A 23,491-nucleotide genomic window follows, 5' to 3' on the forward strand; every position below is an offset into this window, starting at 1 on the left:
TTCCGTTCAGAATAGCCATTGGAGCAGGAACCGCCTACATACCTAAGGCTGCGCCTTTCTTCCGAGGTGGAGCAGTCCGCTTAACAGGCTGTACTTGGTGTACCGACTGTTTGGATTTCACTCCGCACAGATAGTCGTTCAAGTCGTTGTACTCGCTGTACAAGTGGGATGCATCCCTCACACGGTAGCTGAGGGCGTTCTCGATGGCAAGCGTTGCCTTCCGCCCTGCCTCGTCGTTGTCGAGCAGACAACTGATGCGCTCGTAGCCGTGGAGTGCGTCAACAGCCTTGTCCACATTGCTTGTGGAGTTGAGTATCACGTAGTCCTGCGCTTCCAATGACGGACAAGACGGAAACTTCTCCATGCGTAACGAGAGAAAGGAAAGATAGTCCATCATGCCCTCGAAAACATAGCAAGAGTATCTTGGCTCGCCTTGCTGTCGGATATGTGTGATGTCCTTGGGTGACATGCAGCCCTTGAAGAATAGGTTGCGCACCTCGTAACCGCCCGACTTGTTCTTGAAACCGATGGCGAAGTAGCTTTTGCCACCATGCGAGAAGTGGAGTTCCACACATTCCTTTCTGGCAATATGCAGGTTAATCTTACGCTCGCTCAGATAGCGCAGGAGTGCAGGATGGTTAAGTTCCCTAACCTCTAATCTCTCAAAACTCGGCTCAGAGGCTTGCTGAATGAAAGAAAAGTCGGTCGGGCGGACATGGAGTGCTTGCTTCTCCAGCTTGTCCAAGAGATATGGCAAGCTATCTGATGCGTAGAGGTATGACGCAAGGGTGATGATGTTGCCGCCCTTGCCCACTCCGAAATCGAACCAACTGTTCATCGTAGTGTTCACTTTGAAAGATGCCTCACTCTCGTTTCTCAATGGTGACTTGTACCAAAGGTTTGCGCCCTGCTGCTTGACAGGACGGTGTCCCAAACTTTGCAGATAGTCTGCAATCTTGATTTGCTTTGCTTCTTGAATGTTCATGTCTTACTGTGGATTAAGTGGTGAATGTATTTTTGATGAGCTGTTGAAAATAATGAATAATATTATGAGAACCAACGAATTAGCATTACAACAAACTCTCAACAAATTCCTCGTCACAACAATTTACGGAGCAAAAGAGAAAGATAGGTATGAACCATCATGTTTTCTCTTTTCATCAGTCCCATTCTTTTGTTGAGTATTATGTTGAGAATATGTAGAACCATAAATATCTGATATTCAATACTTATTTCATAATGTTCAACAATTCATCAAATTATTTGCCGTTTAATTTGTCTCTCGTTATGGTGTAGAATCTGCCCACACGTTTGATGGGTGAATATTGGCAACCATTGTTGTAATTATACTCGTATGTAGTGTATGTGAGACCATTTGGTGCAGGTTGCAGTTTCCAACAGTCTTGCACTGTCTTTCGCACAAGGTGCTTCTCCGCTTTCACGTGGTTGCACTGCAATAAGGAAAGGGCATCATTGAGGCAGAACTGTAAGCTATCTGTCTGGGTGTTTTCCATAATTTCAAGAAACAACTCCGATAGTTCCACCTCAAGTCTGTTGCGGTTGCAGCGGATGATTCTCCGCAAGGCATCAGTCGCAATCTGCTCGGGGGCGAACCACATTCGGCTCTTCTGCTGTGTTGACAGCGTTCTGCCTTGCAGATGGAACAGGAAAGCAGGTATCTCAGCAATCAGTTTACGCAAGAAGTCGGTATCGTCCGATTGCAACGATGAAATCTTCCTCACCCAATATCGGGTCTCGCCCTCGTCAATGATGACAGGCAGGGATTCGTTGTTGGAGCACAGCACAAACTTGGCAAAGAAAGAAATCTCGTTTCTGTCCTTGCCCTTGGCTTCCACCTTGTAGGAGAGTGTGGTGCTGAGATTCTTTAAACGCTCAGAATCCTCCCTGCGACTGAGTAGCACCTCATCCACGACTATGAGCAGCTTGCCAGCCCAATCTGCATTGAACTGACTGCGGAAGTCCTCGTTGGTATTGAACGTAACGTTGTCTTGGAACAACGCTTTCAGAAAGTTCAAGAACGTGGTCTTGCCTGTGTTCCTCTCCTCAGACACAAGCAAAAGAATTGGAAGTTTCTGCACAGGTCTGAGATAGAGCAGTTGCAGATAGTCCATGCCAAGCTCGTATTGCTCACCGAAGATGTGAAAAAGCAATTTCTTGATGTTCGGAAAATCCCCTTTCATTGGCTTGTGGCTTATCGGCTCGTAGAGATTGAGAAAACCGTCTATTACAGTTCGGTGGTTCACATGTTCGGGAACGGTACAGAATCCGTCATACTTGTGGACATACTTGATGAACTCCTTGCCGTAGTCCTGACGCAAGGTTTCCATGTTCCAAGGGATGCGCTTTCTTACCTTCCCTCCATTGATAGTAGGTTGGTCAACCACCTTGTATAAGGTTGTGCCAACACGGATGAACACCTCGTTTGGTGGAGGTGGTGCCTGTGGCTGCATGGTAGCAACTTCGACTGGCAGTTTGTTGTCATTTGTCATGTTCATAAATTCTCCTTTGTAACTTATAAAAATTAAAGTTGCAAAGGTAATGGCGGAAAATCAAAATACAAAACTCAAACCTACGCAGAATGGAGAAGTTTGAACCGACAGTGTTAAAAGATAGAAAATCAAGGTGTTTGATGTAGCTTTGGGGGATAAGGCAAAACGAAAAATCCCGAAGAAAGGCTTACAAAGAAACCGTTCCTCGGGATGAACAAAAATGCATTCCTGTATGTCATACGTTTTACATGTCATACGATAAACATATAAAACGTATGACATCAAAAGTTCTGCTTTTTCTCACGACAACACTTCTCGATACGACAATGAATCAGTACGACAGCACCTCACTAAACTGCCAAGTATTCAATCATATTTAGCTAAAGGTGTTTGTACCTCCATAGAGTTGTAGGATTATGGTACTTTTCTCTTTTGCTCCGTACAATCTCTTGAGGATTGCATCACGAAGTTGTGCTGCGCCAAAAGAGTGGAGACGAAAGCTAATGGTAACTATCATCGGAAAACTATACAGCGTTTGCCAAACGCCAACGGAAGTTTTGTCCTTGCGTTGAACTTCTGACATAGACAGCATACCTTCCTTATATATGGCTCGTATCACAGAGTTGAGTTTGGGAGCTGTGGCATGAAATATATTCACCAACTCGCCTTCACCCATCCACAAGTTCTCTAAGTTGGACGGAATGGAAAGTGTCCCATTTCCGTCCATAGTGATAATTGTCCTTTTCATACCATTCCTCCTATTACAGGCAAATGCCCCTTGATTCGACTTTCAAAAACAGATATGTCATGGTCAAGTTTGTTACTTGTCACCTTGGCGTATATCTGTGTTGTGGTGATGTTCGTGTGACCGAGAATCTTGCTCACGCTCTCTATCGGCATACCATATTCTAAAGCCAAAACTGCCCAACTATGACGAGATACGTGGAACGAAACTTGCTTTTTGATACCACACATTGCAGCAACTCGCTTGATATGCTTATTGATAGTTCCATGGTCACCAATATGGAATAAGTGACAGTCTTTTCTGAATGATTTGTATCTCTCAATAATCTGTATAGGTATATCCATCAGCTTGATTTGGAATGGTACACCTGTCTTCTGACGCTTCGACACAATCCAAGGAGCACCATTAACTATACAGATGTTGTCCTCCGTCAAGTTCTTGATGTCTATGAAAGAGATACCTGTCCAACAACCAAAAATGAAAAGGTCTCTCGCAAAAGCCATGTTTGGGCCTTCCAACTTTATCTCAGTCATGGCGGTTAGCTCGTCCAATGTCAAGAACTCACGTTCCTTGTGGTCTGGGTCAACATGGTACATGGCAAATGGATTTCTCGGTATCTTGCCATTGTAGTGTGCGGTCGTAACGATATGTTTCAGCGGAATGGAGTAAATCCAAATGGAGGACTGCGCAAGTCCTACCACATTCTTCAAGTACAGACAATAGTCACGGATGAACTCCTCGGTAAGCTCATTCATGGACATGTCGCTGCGCTTGTACTGATACTTGATGAACTCGGCAACATACTTTCTCACCGTTAGGTACTTGTTGTAAGTAGTCTTTGCCCTGTCCTTGCCGACACGCTTGGCAAAGGCGGCGTTCTCCTTGTCAAAAGCTCTGAGCAAAGTCTCGTACTCCGTGCCAATGCCTTGGTAGGCATTTCTCACCATTTCAGCGGTAACGAACGCCTCACGGTCGGAAAGACGTTGGTAATGCTTGGCGATTTGCGCCTTGATGTTGTCAAGCACGAAGTTCACCTCCTTGGCTTCCTTACTCTTACCTATGGCTCTGTTGCCCTTGGCATCCCAGATAGCCTTGGTAACGCTCTGCTTGCAACTGAACTGTGCGATAGTTCCGTTGATTGTCACACGTCCCATGATAGGGACAATTCCGTTTCTCTCCTTGCTTCCATTTACATAGAAGACTGTCTTGAAAGTGCATCTCATAATTCTTACTTTTTTGTTCGGTGCAAAATTAAACTATGAGAGTTGCATGGCAAAGCCAAAACCTACGCAGAATGGGGAAATATGAACCGCCACCGTTAAAAATGCTTATTAGGGCGTTTCCATTGGGTAATGATTTGAAAGCGTTTCTACTTCTCTAATCTGCTTTTTCCTCATTTCCTTGTCACTGACAATTAAAGCCAAAGACTGCCACAACCACTTGAAACTCAAAACAAATGCTCTATTTTGCTATTTTTTGCCTTTTTAGGCGTTCTTTTCTTAAAAAAATCGGCTTCGCCGATAATGATTGATTCGATGTCTGCCGAGATGGTTTGTCCCGAGGCTCATCCTTCGCCTCTCCTTTTGACCATCACGACTGCCATCTCAATTTGCCTTTTTAGCTTAGAGCTTTTTGGGTAAAGATATCGTTACTCGGAGAGAGCCAGGCGAAGCCCGAGGGCATTGCCACGGTAAAACTGAGTGTTGAAGTAACGGCACGACAAACGGCAGAGCCACGCACCGTTGCGCCAGCTACCACCACGGTACACACGGCTCGACCCACTATCGGCACCCGTAGGATTCGTCTGAGAAGAACTCGAATAAGAACCATACCAATCCGAACACCATTCATATACATTTCCACTCATATCATAGATACCCAACTCATTAGCTTGCTTCGTACCTACAGGATGAGGCTTGCTGCCACTATTTCCATCATACCAAGCAACATCAGAAATGTTTGAGTTTCCACTGTACTGATACCCCCTACTCTTCTTGCCACCACGAGCAGCATACTCCCATTCTGCCTCAGTAGGCAAGCGGAACTTTCTGCCTGTCAAGCTATTCAACTTGGAAATGAACTCCTGGCAATCGTTCCAACTCACCATTTCTACAGGAAGATTATCACCCTTGTATTCAGAAGGATTACTGCCCATCACCGCTTCCCATAAAGCCTGGGGAACCTCGTACTTACCCATATAATAATCATTGGTCAAGGTCACTTGATGCACAGGCTTCTCGTCATCATAAGGGTCTTTCATCTCAGAGGTTGCTCCCATCATGAACGTTCCAGCCTCCACTTTCACCATCTCAATACTGATGCCATCCTTCACAGGGATGGAAATCGCATTGCTACCAGAAGCTACAGAAGGGGAACCAGACGAATTATTCGATGAAGAAGCTACATACGTATTTGACAATTGTTGATTTTCAGATTGCTGTTGATTCACAATTCCTGCACCAACAGATTCTCTAGTCAAGGTAATCTGCAGATTACTCGGAGCGGAAGCCTTCAACTTCACCGTTCCCTCTTCCGACTCATAACCATCACAAGCAACTATATAGGAATGCTGACCGACGGGCAAGGTCGTCTTTGCCACTCCATTGCTCCCTCTCACCATCTTGTTATCCACAAGGACCGTGGCGGTAGAAGGGGTATATCTGATGATGAGCGATTGTTTTTGTTGAATAACAGACTCTGAACCATTAGCAGGCTTAGTCAATACCAATACATACGTCTTGTTTTTCTCCACCTGACTGATGCCATAGTTGGAGAAATCCACCATGATAGGAAGGTAATCCTTGGTCAACACCTTCATCTGCTGCGAACCATGGGTCATGTAAGCCCAAGTTTCGTTGCCATTCTTCACCAAAGGCTTGATGACATTTCCTTCCACATCAAGGATGTCACCCACAAACTGCACCTTTACCAAGGCGCAAGGCTCGTCGTTCAAGTCCTTGCGTTGCTGCGTCTGAGCACTGATGTCTGTTGCGGCAAGAGAGAAAGACTCAACCGATAACTTTTGGGCAAAGGTACCCAAACTTATCAATAGACAAAATATAAAGCCCAATACTCGTTTCATAATTGACTAAATATATACACGTAATACAACTCACTATATCTTCTATACTTTTCTATATTTTTGCTTTTTATCTTTAGGAAAACTAGGTATAGTCATCTCCAAGATTCCCGCATCCACCAAATTAGCTATATATTTCTTACGATTCTTAGACTGATTTGATATTCCTATTAAATCCATGATTTCTTGAGCAGTGCGAGGGATAGAACAAAAATCCACGACTTTTTTCTGACGCTGAGATAATAGTACACTACTCTTGATGGTTACTTCATCATCGTGATGGTTACTTTTGATGGTTACTTCATCATCGTGATGGTTACTTCTCCCAAAAATGACAACAAATTCATGGATCTTAGGCTCATTATAAAACTCAACATCACCATCATAACGAATAGCTCGTAGTATGCCACTTCCGATACCCGTATAAGGTAACAAATAAATAGCATTATCAAACAGTAAGCTATTTCTTGGAAACGAAATACCACGTTTAATATCATCCACGGTCAACCCATGAGTCAATTCCCCAGGACTATGAATTTCAACCCTATTATCAAATATCAAAACACGAATAGGTGCTTGCCATGTCAGCGAGCGATGCACCAGGGAGTTAACAACAATTTCAGACAGAGATTCTATGGGAATTTCCAGCTCCCCTAAACTATTAAATTCAGAAGACACTTGAATTCGTTTTAAATTACGATTCAAGAAAGTCATAACCATATCATACTGATGCTTCATGTTGCCTTCCATATCAACATGATTAACTTTATCTCGAAATTCTGTACCAGAAATCTCATTTCCCCAAAAGTTTACACATTTGATGGTCAAGGCAGGGAAATAACGTTGCGGAGACTTCCCAAAAAGCAACAAAGCTGCCAATGTTAAGTTTCCGTTAGGCAAAACGAGACCTATATTTTTCAACAAGCACTCCACATCAAGCCCCGAGCCGACATAACCAACTAATTCGTTAATGGACATCAAGTTTGCTTTATCCGCACTTATTCCTTGGGTTTTACATGCCGTTTCAAAACGACGGAGCAAAAAAGCCTTTAATGTAGCAGCATCTAAATCATCAACTGAAGTATTTTCAATCTCCTGTGCATCTGGGCGATATACGATGTGGCTCGTCATCATATCTGCCAATTCAGAATTATCAAAAACCTTTCGTTTGTCAGAACCATTCTTCACCCAAATAATGCCCTTATTATCTCTATATGGCTTATTTTTTCCTTCAGGTACTGTCACAATCAGAATCACTTGACCATCAACGTCAATAGTTTCTGTTTGAACTAAAATAGAAGGTTTCACATTTTCTGAAGCCGTATTACTCACCAACGTTGTCAATTTCTGCAACTCTTCAAAAGAAAGCCCATTAAGTTCACCTGTTTTATCATTAACCCCAATCAACAACTGTCCTCCCAGGCTATTGCTAAAGGCGGTTAGTTCACACCCCAACTTATAAGCATCATCTATACGTTCCTTAAACTGTACAGTAGATGTTTCACCCATTCGTATGATATGTAATAATTCGTCAGCCTTCATATTTTTCGATTTTGGGACAAAGATAGTGATATTATTCGTATTCTCCAAACTAATGACTGGAAAAATACGAAAAATCGTGAACCTTTTTCTTTTGTAAAGATGTCGTTACTCGGAGAGCACTAAACGGAGCCCGAGGATGTCACTGCGGTAGCAGTTGTTTTGAGTACTGCCGAAACGGCACGACAAGCGACAATTTCTCGCAATGTCGTACCGGCTACCACCACGATAGACTCGCTGCTTCCCATTGCTAGCACCGGTTGGATTAGTCTGAGAAGAACTATCATAAGAACCATACCAATCCTGACACCATTCTGAAACGTTACCACTCATGTCACAAATTCCTAATTCATTGGCTTGTTTCGTGCCTACAGGATGAATCTTGTAGGTATTATACCAAGCGACATCATAGACTTTGGAACTGCCACTGTACTGATAGCCCCTACTCTTCTTGCCACCACGAGCGGCATATTCCCATTCTGCCTCTGTTGGCAAGCGAAATTTTCTTCCTGTCAAACTATTTAACTTAGAAATAAACTCTTGGCAATCGTTCCAACTTACCATTTCTACAGGAAGGCTCTCAACATAGCATTTATCCATCAACGCTTGCCACAAACTACCAGTTTTCACAGAAAGACTATCACCCTTAAAATGTGATGGATTATTACCCATCACGGCTTGCCATAAAGCCTGGGTCACTTCATACTTACCTATATAATAGTCATTTGTCAAAGTCACTTGATGTACAGGTTTCTCATTATCATAAGGGTCTTTCATCTCCGAAGTCGCTCCCATCATGAAAGTGCCAGCCTCCACCTTCACCAGCTCAATATTGATACCATCTTTCACTGGGATTGAAATCGTGTTGCTACCCGAAGCCGTAGAAGATGAGCTTGAAGAATATCCCGAGTTATTCGACGAGGCAGCGTTAGATGTGGATACTGAAGATATCTGATTATGTATGGAGGATTGGTTAACCGAAGTCTGCTGACTTTCTGCTGTAGAATTTACACCACCGACTCCTGACGTTTCTTTCGTCAATGTAATCTGTAAATTACTTGGGGCGGAAGCCTTCAACTTCACCGTTCCCTCTTCCGACTCATAACCATCGCAAGCTACAATATAGGAATGCTGACCGACTGGCAAAGTCGTCCTAGCCACTCCTTTGCTCCCTCTCACCATCTTGTTATCTACAAGAACAGTGGCGGTAGAAGGGGAATATTTGATAATGAGCGATTGGCATTGTTGCATAACAGCCTCTACACCACCGCCAGGCTTAGACAAAATCAATACATACGTCTTGTTCTTCTCCACTTGATTGATACCGAAGTTGGAGAAATTCACCATGATAGGAAGATAATCCTTAGTCAACACCTTCATCTGCTGTGAGCCATGGGTCATGTAAACCCAAGTCTCGTTCCCTTTCTTCACCAATGGCTTGATGACATTCCCTTCCACATCAAGGATGTCACCCACGAGCTGCACCTTTATCAAGGCACAAGGCTCATCGTTCAAGTCCTTGCGTGGCTGCGTCTGGGCACTGATGTCCGTAGCTGAAAGAGAAAAAGACTTCACTTTCAGTTCTTGGGCTGAAGTTCCTAAGCACAATATTATGCCAAATATAAAATGCAGTATTCGTTTCTTCATTCCTATTTAATAACTAATTTATTATTCTACGTAACCCTTTCCAAAGCAGGTTTGACATGTATGATGAACGTGAGAGTGCGCAGGTCCTGTTGAACCACATTTCGCGCAATACGTAGAATTGTCCTCTCCAGTATAATTTGGCGCATAAATAATTTCATTATTACCCTGTCCTGTACCATTGCAGTAAGGACAAGTACGACGAGTGGAAGTTGGCGTTGGGTCTTCGTAAGTACCAGATGGAGAAGAAGGCACAGAAATAGGATTGATTTGTCCACCTGTAGGATGAATATCGTCATCATCTTCTGTCTCATCACCATTTTCCTCTTCTGTATTTCCAAAGCTTGTGCCATTCATTAACTTCTTATATCGCTCCGCAGTTAGCCATCCTAATCCAAAGCATTTGTCACACTTCTTGCTAATCAAGCCAAACAAATGCCAGGAAGAATATCCTGTATGGTCGCAATAAGGACATTTCTCACATTTATCCCACAAATCCCCGAATGGATGTAACTTAGAAGATGGTTCAGATACATATAACATATAACAGAAGAAAGCAACTTCTGCATACAAAAGATACTTAAAAAATTTATTCATAATCAACAATTTTAAATTATAATTTATATTTTTTATGTGAAAAGATGCCGTTACTCGGAGAGAACCAAGCGGAGTCCGAGATCATAATGACCTGAGTCTTGGGTATCTGGGAGGCGACATGGTAAGCAACAACTTTCTTCATCATCAACCCAACAAGTACCACGATATACTCGAAACTCTCCACTAACAACACCTGTAGGATTGATCTGGGACGAACTTGAATAATCTCCATACCAATCTTGGCACCACTCGCAAACATTTCCGCTCATATCATAAAGTCCTAACTCGTTTGGTTGTTTGGTTCCAACAGGATGTGTTGTACTACCACTATTTCCACCATACCACGCCACATCCGAGATTTTACTGCTACCACTATAACGATAGCCTCTGCTCTTCATACCACCACGAGCAGCATATTCCCATTCTGCTTCAGACGGTAAACGAAACTTCTTGCCAGTCATACTATTTAATTTTGCGATAAACTCTTGACTATCATCCCAACTCACTTGTTCTACAGGAAGATTATTACCTTTGAAATATGAAGGATTACTTCCCATTACAACTTGCCATTGTGCCTGAGTAACCTCATATTTGCCCATGTAATAGTCATGGGTCAAAGTCACCTGATGAATAGTTTTCTCATCTGCCGACGCATTTTTATCTTCAGATGTCGCACCCATCATGAAGGTTCCAGCCTCCACCTTCACCATCTCGATATTGACACCATCCTTAATTGGTATTGTGATAACATCGGCAGAAGAAGTTTTTGAAGGGGCATTCATTGTTGAAGCCGATGATGTAGCTTCCGCAGAATACCCTCCCATTTGACTCAGCACCAACACATAAGTTCTATTTTTCTCAACACTCTCCACGCCATAATCAGCAAACTTTATCATCAATGGAAGATTATTCTTGGCTGTCACTTGCATCTGACGAGAGCCATGAGTCAGATACACCCATGTCTCATAATCTTCTTTCAGCAAAGGCAATATCACATTTCCCTTTACATTCAAGATGTCACCAACAAACTGCACCTTGACCAAGGCGCAAGGCTCGTCGTTCAAGTCCTTGCGCGGCTGAGTCTGGGCACTGATGTCAGTTGCGGAAAGAGTGAATGATTTCACTTTTAGCTCTTGTGCTATAACATTAACGCTAAATAAAACAATAAGTATCAAAAAACATATACGCTTCATTGTTTTCTAATTTACTCTAATTACACAACAATTAAATTTCATACACTTTAGTGGCAAAATTATTATCCCAAGCCAAAAGTTGGTGCTTGATTCATTTCTAATAAGAATAACAATCGAAAAGACTTTCCCTCTTCATCATGCCGCGGATAGTTAGGCCCCCACCAAAAAACACCATCACAAACAGATTCTTTCAACAAAGTATCAGCCATTTCAACATCTATAGGCACTCCTCGACCATAATAATAACATTTAGCCAAATAATATTTTGTAAGGCGAGTATAAATACAATAATCGGGCACTTTTCTAAAGAAATCAATTGCCTCTGAATACTTTTCAGAATCATAAGCAATAACTCCTTGCAACCAATTACTCAATTGACATCCTTTAGAAGCAGCAACGCGTATATACCAAAGAGCATGAATGCCATCATCAGGAGTATTAACTCCCAATTTGAAATAATCCATTTCAGCTAAATAACAATACGCTGTATCTGAGTTTTCTTTAATCGCTTTTTCCAAAAAATATCTCGCAGTTGAATACTTTCTCAACTTACAATAAGAAACAGCGCAAGACAATTGTTTAGACACATTATCTTGCTCTGCATCAATGCTATCTAATCTTAACTGTTTCTTTGCTTTCAAGTTGCCAAACGCTCCCAATAAAAACCCAGCATTAGCATACGTAGAAAAAGCAAATGACAAAAATAAAACAGCAACCATTTTCCTTACTATCATATTTACTTTATTCATTTACGTTTAATTTATTATTTTCAGATATTTTATAAGCAATCTCTCTCTTCTTTTGAGGTTCTGAATCATAATATCCTTTCAACAACAATATTTCCAACACATCGTAACATGATTTTTCGCCTTTACCTATCCCAGATATAGCTAATTTTTCTGCTTCCGAATCATGATATTCTTTTATTAGTTTCATCGCTTGAGCATACTGACCATCAAGCGATTCCTGTACTTTTTCATCTTTCTTAGAACTTAAGTCCAATGAAATTTCTGTAGGAGCTGAAGCCGATAAATGCAAAATGCCTTTATTTTTCACCAAACCAGTCTTTAGCAAATATTCGTAAGTTCCAACAGGTAACATTTGGCTCCACATCCCATTAACTCCTTTCATTAAAGTTCCGTTTAAATAAAGTTGTGCATTAGCAGGTTGATAACGGATGGTTAGAGACTGAAACTCCTGTATTTCATCTTTTACAGAAATACTTAGTTCATAGGTTTGTTTTGAAACAAGTGCGTGAATGCCATAAGATGAAAAATCTACAGTTAAAGAACCACTTCTTGGAGTTTTTATCTTTAAAAATCTTGTGCCTTCCGTTAGGTAAACCCAATACTCATTGTTGACATAGCCAACATTTCCCATGACATTTCCTTCAAATATTGCATTGTCTATTGGCTATACAATTTTCATTAAAGCGCATGCCTTGCCATTCAAGTCATATACAGGAGATATGCTTGCAGACAGGTCTTCCGGTGTTGCCTTCAATGTTATAACTTCCATCGCCTGTACATGAGAAGCGGAAACCCAAAACCATAACAACAATAAAAAAACAAAATTTTATTCCTCATAAATCACTCATTTTTCATCTATATATAAATCCAAAAGATACTTGTAACTCTATAACTGCTTTGTCGATGATGATTGATTCGATGTCTTTCGAGATGGTCTTTCCCGAGGCTCATCCTTCGCCTCTCCTTTTGACCATCACGACTGCCATCTCAATTTGCCTTTTTTGCTTAGGGCTTTTTTTGTAAAGATGTCGTTACTCGGAGAGAACCAGACGGAGCCCGAGGCCGTTGATGTGGAAGTCGGGAGAGATGATGAAACGGCACGACGAACGGCAGAGCCTCGCACTGCAGTCCCAACTACCACCACGGTACACACGGAGCGACCCACTATAGGAACCAGTAGGATTCGTCAGATAGAAACTCGAATAAGAACCATACCTATCCTGACACCATTCCCATACGTTACCTGACATATTATAAATCCCCAACTCATTAGCTTGCTTCGTACCTACAGGATGTGTCTTATTGGCACTATTGTCTTTATACCAAACAACATCAGAGATGTTTGAACTGCCACTATACTGATAGCTGCGACTCTTCTTGCCACCACGAGCGGCATACTCCCATTCTGCCTCGGTTGGCAAGCGAAACTTTCTGCCTGTCAAGCTATTCAACTTGGAAATGAACTCCTGGCAATCGTTCCAACTCACTTGCTCTACTGGAAGGTTATCACCCTTGAAGTGAGATGGATTACTGCCCATCACCGCTTCCCATAAAGCCTGGGTAACCTCGTACTTACCCATATAATAATCATTGGTCAAAGTCACTTGATGCACAGGCTTTTCCCAATCATAAGGGTCTTTCATCTCCGAGGTCGCTCCCATCATGAACGTTCCAGCCTCCACTTTCACCATCTCGATACTGATACCATCTTTCACAGGGATGGAAATCGTATTGCTACCCGAAGCAACAGAAGGGGAACCAGACGGATTATTTGACGAAGAAGCTACATACGTATTTGACGATTGTTGATTTTCAGATTGCTGTTGATTCACAATTCCTGCACCAACAGATTCCCTTGTCAAGGTAATCTGCAGATTACTCGGAACGGAAGCCTTCAATTTCACCGTTCCCTCTTCCGACTCATAACCATCACAAGCAACTATATAGGAGTGCTGACCGACAGGCAAAGTCGTCTTAGCCACTCCATTGTTCCCTCTCACCATTTTGTTATCCACAAGAACCGTGGCGGTAGAAGGGGTATATCTGATGATGAGAGATTGGCTTTGCTGCATAACAGACTCAGCACCACCAACAGGCTTGGTCAACACCAATACATATGTCTTGTTTTTCTCCACCTGACTGATTCCATAGTTGGAGAAATCCACCATAATAGGAAGGTAATCCTTGGTCAACACCTTCATCTGCTGTGAGCCATGGGTCATGTAAGCCCAAGTCTCGTTGCCTTTCTTTACCAAAGGCTTGATGACATTCCCTTCCACATCAAGGATGTCACCCACGAACTGCACCTTGACCAAGGCGCAAGGCTCATCGTTCAAGTCTTTGCGTGGCTGCGTCTGAGCACTGATGTCTGTTGCGGCAAGAGTGAAAGACTTCACTTTCAGTTCTTGAGAATATATGCCTAAACATAGCAATATGCCAAATATAAAGAATAAACTTCGTTTCATTTTTTCACAAGATAAAATCGGCTTCGCCAATGATGATTGATTCGATGTCTTTCGAGATGGTCTTTTTTTGTAAAGATATCGTTACTCGGAGAGAGCCAGGCGAAGCCCGAGGTTGATGAGAAGGCTACCTGGAGAGTTGCCGAGACGGAACGACAAACGGCAGCAACCCGCATAGTTGCACCAGCCACCACCACGACACACACGGCCCGACCCACTATCGGCACCCGTAGGATTCGTCTGAGAAGAACTCGAATAAGAACCATACCAATCCGAACACCATTCATATACATTTCCACTCATATCATAGATACCCAACTCATTAGCTTGCTTCGTACCTACAGGATGAGGCTTGCTGCCACGATTTCCATCATACCAAGCAACATCAGAGATGTTTGAGTTTCCACTGTACTGATACCCCCTACTCCTCTTGCCACCACGAGCAGCATACTCCCATTCTGCCTCAGTAGGCAAGCGGAACTTTCTGCCTGTCAAGCTATTCAACTTGGAAATGAACTTCTGGCAATCGTTCCAACTCACTTTCTCTACTGGAAGGTTATCACCCTTGTATTTAGAAGGATTACTGCCCATCACCGCTTCCCATAAAGCCTGGGGAACCTCGTACTTACCCATATAATAATCATTGGTCAAGGTCACTTGATGCACAGGCTTCTCGTCATCATAAGGGTCTTTCATCTCAGAGGTTGCTCCCATCATGAACGTTCCAGCCTCCACTTTCACCATCTCAATACTGATACCATCTTTCACAGGGATGGAAATCGCATTGCTACCCGAAGCCATAGATGATGAGCCAGACGAATATCCCAAGGTATTCGATGAGGATGAGGCTACGGCATTGGATACCAGTGTTCCTGTTATGCTCGCTGTCTGACCTTCAGAAATAGAGACGGACTTCCTGTCTGTGGCATAGCCATCCTTTCTTACCTCCACCTGATGGTTACCCACGAGCAAGCCGTTGAACACACGAGGACTTTGCCCCAACTTTTTCCCATCCACATAGACATCGGCACCAAAGGGCTTGTAATTCACGGAGAGATTGCCTTGGATAGCCACCAACTCGTCAAAGGTCACATCCAACTTCTGCTGTTGCGCCAACAGGATGGTCTTCTGTTGGCTGCGATACCCACTCTTTCTTGCCTCCAACAGGTGCATGCCTTCCTTCAAGCTACCACTCCAAGGCGAATTACCCACAGCCTTCTTATCTACATAAAGAGACACGGCAGGGGTAGGACAAGTAATCGAGACGCTTGCCATTGCTGAAAGCAAGCTGACGCTGATGGGAGTCATATCGCCACTGCTCACCGTAAAAGAGCCGCTCTTACTGATATAACCACCAGCCTCCACCTTATAAGTATGCGTGCCGTAAGGCAGCATGGCGGAATACTCGCCGTCAGTGGAGACATTTTGCTGTATTCCATCAATAGTAACAACTGCATTCTTCGGTTGCACGCTGAGCGCATAAAAGTTGCCACCGGCATCGACAGGCTCTGCACCCATATTCTGTATTACTAAATCCAACACATAAGTACGCTTGCTTTCCACGCCATCAATGCCAAAATCTGGAAAATAGACTCGGAGCGGCTTGTAATGCATCGGTATGACCCTTATCTCCTTCGTTCCCTTGGACAGATACACCCACTTCTCGGAAGAGAAATTTCGGATGTCACCGATGACATTGCCTTGCACCTTGGATATGTCATCTAGCAGGAGTATCTTCACCAAGGCACAAACATTACCGACTTCATCCGTGCGCAAATTTTCGACCAAGGAGGCAGACAAGTCATTGCTTGCTAGCTTAAAGGACTTCACCTTCAGCTCCTGCGAAAAGGTACACAGACAAATAATCAAACTTATTATAAGAAAATAAAAACGCCTCATAAACAAACTTCTAAAAGAAAATATCCGTTAAGGAATAAAGAAATCATTCTCGTTAAACACTTCTTTTGGGTTCAATTGAGTATTGCCTATCATGTCTGGCTGCCAGGTCCTCACATGAATCACAGGATTGCCGCCATCCTTCGGAAATTGCCAAAGAAGGAACACATAACCATCGTCGCTGTAGTTGCTCGACTGCCAGTTCTGATGCAAGGTAACACCATAGTAACCTTCTTTGGCAGGATGCCTCGTAACTTTGATTGCATCGAAGGTAACCTTGATATATTTGTTATTATGAAACGTTTTAGCCAAGTTGTTGAGATACTGCTCCTTGTTCTGTCGGCTATACACGATTTCTGGTCTGAGCGAAGCCTGGTCGTTGCCCATGTTCTTGCGCATGATGACCTTGCCCGTGATAATCAAGGCATCGTCGCTATACACGTTTCGCAACGCATTCAAGTCCTTCTCGTCGTAATAACTTCTGAAATCCTCCACAAACTTCAAGATTTCCATGCGGCGGCGTGTATCGGTGACATCCTTGCCATTGTTCACGATGTAGTTATATACATTGTTGCTCAATGCCATGTGGGCACCAGTCAACAGACCGTCTTTCGATACGCTAATGGTCAACTCCTTGTTCAACTCGCCCTTGTAGCTTGCATCGGTATTCGTCAAGGTCACCGAGATACCACGCACCTCATAGCCATTGACCGCCGTAAGGCAGTTCTCGGAATACGAGGTGTAGTCGCACTTGAAGTGGAAACTTTCCCACAGATTATTGAGCGACGACTTGGCGTTGCTCGTCATGTTGACCGAAGACAAGTCCAGGGAGCCATTGCTATTGCTGGCACGATTAATTGCCGTCAAGAGAGAAGATATGTTGCGCTCTATGCTCTGCTTGACAGAGGTTAGATAGATGCCGCTCTTAAACGAAAATTCCACGCTCTGGGCGGACAAGCCCAAAGCCATGGACAGAAATATAAACAAAATAGAAAGTTTTTTCATATCGCTGATAATTTCATGTTTCTATATCACTTCACTGATTACTTCACGCTAACTGCGATTTTTCGCCTGTTCGTCTTTTGCGACTTGCCATCAGCGAACAGGTCCTTGACATTGGTAGATGGTGTGTAGAGATAAACCTTTCCTTCCAAACTTGCCTTCTCCCCTTCCAAGATTTTCTTCGTGGCAGAGAAATAGATGACATGGTCGTAACCTGATGCCTTGTTGTGCATCACCAGCGTTCCCAGAAGGTCGCCCTTCTCCTCGCCCTCGTAACCAAAGAAGGTTTTGCAGCCTTGTCCCTGGCAATAAGACAAAAAATCAGTAAGTTGCACTTGGCATTTCTTCTCCTTCTGGCTGCTCATGGCAAAGACGAGACTCAGAGGCATATCCTTCACCTTACCCATAAGGAGGTTGGCAAAGCTCTCCTTCGGAAATTCCTTATCAAACACAGGATTGCAAGCCAGACGATAGATGGTGTCTCCATCCTCCACCTGCGGAGTCTCACCCATCTGATAATAGGTATCCGAGCTAATGGAAGGAATCACATACGACTTGCCTTTCTTGACATACAAGTTCTTGCCCTTGAACTTGCCCAGGGTATTGATATCCACCTTTTCTGACTGCACCTCCTTGCCATTCTTGAACCCCTGGAGGAGTTCGACAAACTGCTGTTCCAAGTTTCTGCGTGTGTCATTGGCGAAATACTCATAGTTGGCAGGGAAAGCGACGGCGAGGATGGTCTTGCCCTTCTCCTCCCATTTCACAGTATAAAACTTGTCCATACCGTTGCTCACGGAGCAAGGCGTGTTTTCATTTACCTTGGCAAAGGTGTTCCACGAGCCTACGGTAAACTGGATGTTGTTCAAGTACAACCCATTCTCCGACACCTTGTAGAGATGGTCGAGATAAGCACGCTCCAAGAAACCATAGATAGGCGAGGGTTGCTGCTTCTTCATCTCCTTGGAGAAGAGGGCGATACCCAGATGGTCCACGATGCCGTTGCCATCATAATGTGCCACGATGCGATGCCCATCATGGTTGAAATACTTCGAGACCGCCTTGCCAGCCTTCGCCTCCAAGATAGAATCCACCGCCAACTTCAGTGCCGCCTTCTTCAAGAACACCGTCTGGTATTGCAAGGCAAAGGCTTGCCCCACTCCCACGAAGAGGAGCAACCCCACTATATAACATGATATAAATCTTTTCATCTTATTGACCAATTAGAAGTTTCACTTTCTCGCCACTGCTTTTAATCCAAGTTCCATGTACCATGTGTCCATTGGAAAATGAGCCATTTACTACGTCACCAGCCTCAGCCACGTTGCCGTCCGGGTCAAACGCCTCAATACGATGAGAACGCTTGAATCGCAAGGTTCCATATCCATCCGGCTTTCCATTCTTTATATTACCTGTCCACACGGCATATCCCAAGTCCAAGGTTCCCGAGTAAGAGGAGGAATGTTCTACGGCAGGCGTGACAGGAGTTGGCTTCACAGGTTTCGTGATGCTTGTGTTTTCAGAATTTTTGTCCGCTTTACCAGATTCATCCGTCTTGTCATCCTTCGTATTTGCGCCATTGGATTTTTCCTTTTCCACATCCTCCACGTTCTTCTTGTCTTGCGCCTCTTGTTGCTTGATCGCCGTCGAGTCCTTTTGGGTTTGCGTGGAATCCGTGTCGGTTTGCTCTGTCTGATTCGTGTTTGGATGTACGATGATAAATCGAATCACTCGATAAGAGAGATACAAGACGACTACAAGAGCCAAGCCGATGCCAATCTTCTTCACCCAGTCCATGATGTCTGGAGAATCACCATACATTTTCTTCGTCACCTTCTTGGTCTTATTGGCTTGATAGGATTGTCCCTGATGGGAATTGCCTTGATAGGAATTGCCATACGATGAAGTATTGATGAATCCACCCATGCTTGCCATTCTCTCGTCCGCATTCTTCTTCATCGCATCAATGATGAGACTACTGCAACGTTCCGATGTACTGTCTGGCAAGGCGTTGATGATGTATTTCTGACTCATCTCGCTCGCCTTTGCAGGAGTCCTTCCCGTCAACATATATAATAAGGTGGCACCGAGCGCATAGACATCTGCCGAAGGCGAGAACTTGCTGATGCCCGCATATTGCTCCAAGGGAGAATAGCCGTCCGATGTACCCAAACCTGCTTTCTTGTTGGTCACGGAACCGTTCTTCTTGAAGTGGAGCGACAAACCGAAGTCTATCAGCACAGGATGCAGGGTACCGTCTGCCTTCCTCACCATCATGATGTTCTCGGGCTTCACGTCGAGGTGGTTCATGTTCTGATCATGGAGATAGTCGAGAGCCTCAGCTACCTCCCGGGTGATGTCCATCGCCTCTGATTCGGAAAGCCCTCCTTGTTTCTTGACATATTTATCCAAGGTATCCTCTCCCAGGAATTGCATCACATAATAGACGGTATTGTTGGCTTCAAACACCTCGTTGACAGGCACAATACCCTCATGATGGAGGTTATGCAAGCGATTCGCCTCGGTGAGGAAGTCAGCACGGCTTTCTTGGTAATTCGCCAAGTCGGCATCCTCCACCAGCACATATCCGTCCGCATTACGCTTGCAGATGTCTGCCATAAAAAACTCCTTGATGGTATAGCGGTGGATCTGTGGGATGTCGCCCTCATAAACCGTGCGTTCCGCCAAGTAGGTGATGCCGAAGCCACCACCTCCCAAGACGGACTTCAAGAGATATTCCACCTTGCCTGTGTTCAGGCTGTAGGTGGAACTATTAGAAAGTAAAGTCTTACTCTTATCCATAGAATCATATTTTAGGAACTTTTATCTCTGCTGATTTCTCCTTTTACTCTTCCAATGATTTCAAGAGATCTATCAAACTGTTGCTTGGCTTGTATTTCTTGAGAACTTCGATTCTCTGCTTGGCATTAGCCAAGTCGGGAAGTACCTTGAAACCACGCTCGTAGCAGTAGATGAGGTTCTTGGCTGCAGAAGAAGTCAGACGATTCTGAGCCTCAGCCTGGAGATAGAGCTTGGCAGCCTCGGTGTAATCCCTTGCCACGTCCTCGCCAGCGAAATATTTGTCGCCCAGTTTATCCTGCGCATAAGCAATGCCTCCATTGGCTGCTTTCTTCAGGAGTTTGAGAGCCTGTTCCTTGTCGGCAGTCTTCATGCCCTCGCCCGTCTCATACATCGAAGACAGATAATAGGCAGCAGCAACGCTCCCTTTCTCCATCGCCTTCTGATAGAGGCTCACGGCCTTCTTGGTGTTACGCTTCTTGTTGTCCTTGTGCGCCATGGAAGTAGCTTGCATGGTGATGCCTTCTGCGCCACCCAACTTCTCCACGCTCTTGAAGAGTTTGATGGCAGCCTCGAAGTCCTTGTCCAGGTAGAACTTCTTCAGTCCTGCCAGATAATCGTAGAACATCTTTTGCTTGGAGTCAGCCAACAAGGCGTTGATATCCTTCTCATGTCCCTTGGCAGCCTCCGAAATCCATTGGGTAGCAAGATAGAGATTAGGAGTCTGACCATTCAGATAACACAAGCCCAGCATCCAAGCGGCGTTCTTGTTCTTGCCAGCCGCCGCACCCAAGTACTTCTGAGCCTTGGCGATATCCTTTGCCACGCCGTCGCCCTCATAATAGGCACGCCCCACCTGGTATTGTGCGGCAGGCAGGTTCTTCTCAGCCGCCTGTGTCATCAAGGCAAGACCTTTTTCCTTGTCCTGTTCCACCCCCATGCCATTGAATAAGAGGAAGCCTTGATAATAGATTGCCTCCTTCTTGCCTTTCTTGGCTGCGAGCGCAAAGTACTTGGCAGCTTTTTCAGAACGCTTGCTGTTCAGGCAACTCAATGCCAGAGCGAACTGCGCATCAACATCGCCAGACTTTGCCAGTACCTCCTGATAGGTCTCCACCTTCTTCAAGTCTCTCTTCACGCCGATGCCATTCTGATAGCAGTCCATCAAGAGACGGGCACTAAACACGCTGCCCGAGTTCTTGACGATTTTCTCATGTTGAGGAATGATGCTGGCATTGCCCTTCTTGATGGCAGACTTATAGAGCGTCATCGCCATCACGGAATCCTTCTTGATGCCGTTGCCAAGTTGGTAGCACATCGCCATATTGCCGATGCCATCGGGATTGTTTTGCTTGGCACTCTTCGCCCACCAGTCGAGAGCCACCTTGTAATCTTGTTTCACATTCTTGCCCGTGTAATACCATACACCCAACTGATTCTGGGCAACAGCGTCACCCTTGTTGGCCTTCTCCTTCACGACTTCCACACTATCCTTCTTCGCCTTTACCTTCGGAGCAAGGGAGAGGTTCGTGATACTCGCAGCCTCCACAGAAGAAAGTGGAGACAATGCCAAGGACAAAAACAATATTGCGCTTAAATTCATTTTCATAATCTCTATTTATTTGATCTAAAATAATTTTCTTTTGAGCCATCCCCAAAATCCTTCTGGAGAATGTTCTACCGGAGAGACCTCGGCGGTCGAGAAATTGTTGCGAGCAAGAATACGGGTTCTGCTGCTCTCACAAAAACTGTCTTCCGACTGTTCATTACCAGCCACACTTGCCACATGAACCAATATCGCCGTGTTGTTGTCCGAGGAAGTCTCGCACAACGTAGCCAGCAGGTCGCATTTCTCTTGGTCGCTCTTTCCGCTCAGCAAGATCGTTTCCAACTGGTCGTCTTTTACCTGATGCAACACGCCGTCGGTACACAAGAGGAAGTAGTCTCCCCGTCGGACATCCGTCGTGCTGACTACCGTCGCCATGCAACGGTCTCTATCAGGATCTTTAGGTTCCATACATCGGGTGATGACATTGCTCTGCGGATGGTCGATGCTCTGTTCTGGAGAAATGACACCGGCACGCACCATGGAGTTGACCAACGAATGGTCTTCCGAGCGGTAAACGATGCCCTGCCCCGGGCGAACTTGATAGATGCGGCTATCCCCGATGTGCGCCATCATGCACCCACCCTGATGGAAACAGACGAAGGTCATCGTCGTACCCATGTCTTGCGAGCCTCTACTTGCCTGGGCATCGAGAGCCTCGTAAGCATCGCCAAGGACTTCCGTAAATTCCTGTTGACCAAAATCCATGGCCTCCAAGTCCAGATGTTCCAAGGAGTCTGCAAACGACCGGCAAACCGTAGAGCTTGCCACCTCGCCCTTCTCGCTACCACCCACGCCATCACAGACGACAAAAAAGCGTTGTTGCCTGCTGATGACATCCTTGTCGGGATAGCGAGCATCCTCTTGATTTTTTCGCTCTCCTATCTGACAGAACGAATAGGTCTGCGACAACTTGATATTCATGACTTTTTTTGTTTCTTAAATGTAAGTTTGGTCTTTCCCATGATGATGATATCATCAAAATTCAGATAGACGCTATTGTTGACGGCGATTTCCGAACTGTTGACATACACGGGATTGGTTGCGTGCTTGACCGTCAGCTTGAACAGACAGCCTTTATCGCTCGGTATCACATCAAGAAGCACGGAGCGGCTACTCGCATAACCGTCGTTGAGCTGGAGTTCGGAAGGTTCCTGTTGGTCCTTTCTTCCAATCCAGATAGAACCGGGACGAAGGGCAAAATGCTTGCGAGAGAAGAAACTTCCCCAAACGAGTTCACCCAACCCCTGCTGCGCACTCTTGTCCAGTTTAGTAGTGGGCTTCCTCGGAGCCTCCTCTTTTTCCTGCTTTTCTCGGTTCTGCTTTGCCTTCTCCTGATTATCCTTCTCCACCTGAGCCTTTTCCGCCTGTGGTTTCCCAGCCTGAGGAATATCCTGTGAATTGGCTGCAGATTTGGGAGCGTTAGCGACAGCTGCAAAACCGACAATCGCCTTGCACTGTGGACAATCCCAACGCTGGCGACCTTCCTTGACGACTTTCTTGACCATGCTGAAACCGCACTCAGGACATACCATCTTGTAAAGCTGACCGACCTTGGCCCGCTGCTTGAAGACATAAACTCGATTGTCGCCGGGAGCCTTCTCGGGTTGTCCCAAGAGGCTCACCGTCTTCTTTTGATTAGGATTTTCTGCATTCATAGCCATCTCCTT

At 44.7% G+C, this 23,491-nt stretch carries 19 protein-coding genes; all 19 read right to left on the reverse strand.

The window, feature by feature from the left end; translation table 11 throughout:
• Positions 1-34 precede the first annotated feature (34 nt).
• Positions 35-985 (reverse strand): toprim domain-containing protein, encoded by a 951-nt coding sequence (locus tag KUA50_RS10620; protein ID WP_217318497.1) that lies wholly within the window; start codon positions 983-985, stop codon positions 35-37.
• A gap of 274 nt (positions 986-1,259) precedes the next feature.
• Entirely contained in the window at positions 1,260-2,471 is a 1,212-nt protein-coding gene (locus KUA50_RS10625) for a primase-helicase family protein (RefSeq protein WP_144152861.1), read from the reverse strand.
• A gap of 415 nt (positions 2,472-2,886) precedes the next feature.
• Positions 2,887-3,258 (reverse strand): hypothetical protein, encoded by a 372-nt coding sequence (locus tag KUA50_RS10630; RefSeq protein ID WP_117922883.1) that lies wholly within the window; start codon positions 3,256-3,258, stop codon positions 2,887-2,889.
• On the reverse strand, positions 3,255-4,481 hold the full coding sequence (locus tag KUA50_RS10635) for a site-specific integrase (RefSeq protein WP_186292253.1): 1,227 nt from the start codon (positions 4,479-4,481) through the stop codon (positions 3,255-3,257). The genes KUA50_RS10630 and KUA50_RS10635 overlap by 4 nt, the downstream gene beginning before the upstream one ends.
• A 422-nt stretch (positions 4,482-4,903) precedes the next feature.
• Entirely contained in the window at positions 4,904-6,337 is a 1,434-nt protein-coding gene (locus KUA50_RS10640) for an SUMF1/EgtB/PvdO family nonheme iron enzyme (RefSeq protein WP_256624142.1), read from the reverse strand.
• Between the two features lie 42 nt (positions 6,338-6,379).
• Positions 6,380-7,876, reverse strand: a complete 1,497-nt coding sequence (locus KUA50_RS10645) for an RNA-binding domain-containing protein (RefSeq protein ID WP_218456173.1) — start codon at positions 7,874-7,876, stop codon at positions 6,380-6,382.
• A 105-nt stretch (positions 7,877-7,981) separates the two neighbouring features.
• Positions 7,982-9,520: an SUMF1/EgtB/PvdO family nonheme iron enzyme gene (locus tag KUA50_RS10650; RefSeq protein WP_256624140.1), complete on the reverse strand. Its 1,539-nt coding sequence runs from the start codon at positions 9,518-9,520 to the stop codon at positions 7,982-7,984.
• A 21-nt stretch (positions 9,521-9,541) separates the two neighbouring features.
• Positions 9,542-10,114 (reverse strand): hypothetical protein, encoded by a 573-nt coding sequence (locus KUA50_RS10655; RefSeq protein WP_218456172.1) that lies wholly within the window; start codon positions 10,112-10,114, stop codon positions 9,542-9,544.
• A 50-nt stretch (positions 10,115-10,164) separates the two neighbouring features.
• Positions 10,165-11,238 carry a formylglycine-generating enzyme family protein gene (locus tag KUA50_RS10660; protein WP_318346030.1) on the reverse strand — a complete coding sequence of 358 codons (1,074 nt, stop codon included), beginning with the start codon at positions 11,236-11,238 and terminating at the stop codon, positions 10,165-10,167.
• A gap of 131 nt (positions 11,239-11,369) precedes the next feature.
• Positions 11,370-12,056 carry a tetratricopeptide repeat protein gene (locus KUA50_RS10665; protein ID WP_218456171.1) on the reverse strand — a complete coding sequence of 229 codons (687 nt, stop codon included), beginning with the start codon at positions 12,054-12,056 and terminating at the stop codon, positions 11,370-11,372.
• Entirely contained in the window at positions 12,049-12,687 is a 639-nt protein-coding gene (locus KUA50_RS10670; protein WP_218456170.1) for a hypothetical protein, read from the reverse strand. Before KUA50_RS10670 ends, KUA50_RS10665 begins: the two co-directional genes overlap by 8 nt.
• Before the next feature lie 400 nt (positions 12,688-13,087).
• A complete protein-coding gene (locus tag KUA50_RS10675) occupies positions 13,088-14,521 on the reverse strand; it encodes an SUMF1/EgtB/PvdO family nonheme iron enzyme (protein WP_256624139.1) in 1,434 nt (477 codons plus the stop codon).
• Between the two features lie 81 nt (positions 14,522-14,602).
• A complete protein-coding gene (locus tag KUA50_RS10680) occupies positions 14,603-16,294 on the reverse strand; it encodes an SUMF1/EgtB/PvdO family nonheme iron enzyme (RefSeq protein ID WP_318346031.1) in 1,692 nt (563 codons plus the stop codon).
• Between the two features lie 150 nt (positions 16,295-16,444).
• Positions 16,445-17,419, reverse strand: a complete 975-nt coding sequence (locus tag KUA50_RS10685) for a nuclear transport factor 2 family protein (RefSeq protein WP_218456168.1) — start codon at positions 17,417-17,419, stop codon at positions 16,445-16,447.
• Between the two features lie 38 nt (positions 17,420-17,457).
• Positions 17,458-18,627, reverse strand: a complete 1,170-nt coding sequence (locus KUA50_RS10690) for a hypothetical protein (protein WP_218456167.1) — start codon at positions 18,625-18,627, stop codon at positions 17,458-17,460.
• A gap of 1 nt (position 18,628) precedes the next feature.
• Positions 18,629-20,218, reverse strand: a complete 1,590-nt coding sequence (locus KUA50_RS10695; protein ID WP_218456166.1) for a serine/threonine protein kinase — start codon at positions 20,216-20,218, stop codon at positions 18,629-18,631.
• A gap of 43 nt (positions 20,219-20,261) precedes the next feature.
• Positions 20,262-21,824, reverse strand: coding sequence for a tetratricopeptide repeat protein (locus tag KUA50_RS10700; protein WP_218456165.1), 1,563 nt, complete (start codon positions 21,822-21,824; stop codon positions 20,262-20,264).
• An 18-nt stretch (positions 21,825-21,842) separates the two neighbouring features.
• Positions 21,843-22,745: a PP2C family protein-serine/threonine phosphatase gene (locus tag KUA50_RS10705; RefSeq protein WP_218456164.1), complete on the reverse strand. Its 903-nt coding sequence runs from the start codon at positions 22,743-22,745 to the stop codon at positions 21,843-21,845.
• Complete coding sequence (locus KUA50_RS10710; protein WP_218456163.1) at positions 22,742-23,485, reverse strand: FHA domain-containing protein; 744 nt, start codon at positions 23,483-23,485, stop codon at positions 22,742-22,744. Before KUA50_RS10710 ends, KUA50_RS10705 begins: the two co-directional genes overlap by 4 nt.
• Positions 23,486-23,491 lie beyond the last annotated feature (6 nt).

It is taken from the genome of Segatella hominis, from assembly GCF_019249725.2.
Taxonomy (GTDB): domain Bacteria; phylum Bacteroidota; class Bacteroidia; order Bacteroidales; family Bacteroidaceae; genus Prevotella.

Excerpts from the sequence above, each read along its gene's own strand:
- KUA50_RS10670 (WP_218456170.1), bottom strand. The coding sequence starts at position 12,687 with ATGGGAAATGTTGGCTATGTCAACAATGAGTATTGGGTTTACCTAACG.
- KUA50_RS10695 (WP_218456166.1), bottom strand. The coding sequence starts at position 20,218 with ATGGATAAGAGTAAGACTTTACTTTCTAATAGTTCCACCTACAGCCTG.
- KUA50_RS10620 (WP_217318497.1), bottom strand. The coding sequence starts at position 985 with ATGAACATTCAAGAAGCAAAGCAAATCAAGATTGCAGACTATCTGCAA.
- KUA50_RS10705 (WP_218456164.1), bottom strand. The coding sequence starts at position 22,745 with ATGAATATCAAGTTGTCGCAGACCTATTCGTTCTGTCAGATAGGAGAG.
- KUA50_RS10630 (WP_117922883.1), bottom strand. The coding sequence starts at position 3,258 with ATGAAAAGGACAATTATCACTATGGACGGAAATGGGACACTTTCCATT.
- KUA50_RS10665 (WP_218456171.1), bottom strand. The coding sequence starts at position 12,056 with ATGAATAAAGTAAATATGATAGTAAGGAAAATGGTTGCTGTTTTATTT.
- KUA50_RS10690 (WP_218456167.1), bottom strand. The coding sequence starts at position 18,627 with ATGAAAAGATTTATATCATGTTATATAGTGGGGTTGCTCCTCTTCGTG.
- KUA50_RS10700 (WP_218456165.1), bottom strand. The coding sequence starts at position 21,824 with ATGAAAATGAATTTAAGCGCAATATTGTTTTTGTCCTTGGCATTGTCT.
- KUA50_RS10640 (WP_256624142.1), bottom strand. The coding sequence starts at position 6,337 with ATGAAACGAGTATTGGGCTTTATATTTTGTCTATTGATAAGTTTGGGT.
- KUA50_RS10675 (WP_256624139.1), bottom strand. The coding sequence starts at position 14,521 with ATGAAACGAAGTTTATTCTTTATATTTGGCATATTGCTATGTTTAGGC.
- KUA50_RS10645 (WP_218456173.1), bottom strand. The coding sequence starts at position 7,876 with ATGAAGGCTGACGAATTATTACATATCATACGAATGGGTGAAACATCT.
- KUA50_RS10655 (WP_218456172.1), bottom strand. The coding sequence starts at position 10,114 with ATGAATAAATTTTTTAAGTATCTTTTGTATGCAGAAGTTGCTTTCTTC.
- KUA50_RS10650 (WP_256624140.1), bottom strand. The coding sequence starts at position 9,520 with ATGAAGAAACGAATACTGCATTTTATATTTGGCATAATATTGTGCTTA.
- KUA50_RS10685 (WP_218456168.1), bottom strand. The coding sequence starts at position 17,419 with ATGAAAAAACTTTCTATTTTGTTTATATTTCTGTCCATGGCTTTGGGC.
- KUA50_RS10710 (WP_218456163.1), bottom strand. The coding sequence starts at position 23,485 with ATGGCTATGAATGCAGAAAATCCTAATCAAAAGAAGACGGTGAGCCTC.
- KUA50_RS10625 (WP_144152861.1), bottom strand. The coding sequence starts at position 2,471 with ATGCAGCCACAGGCACCACCTCCACCAAACGAGGTGTTCATCCGTGTT.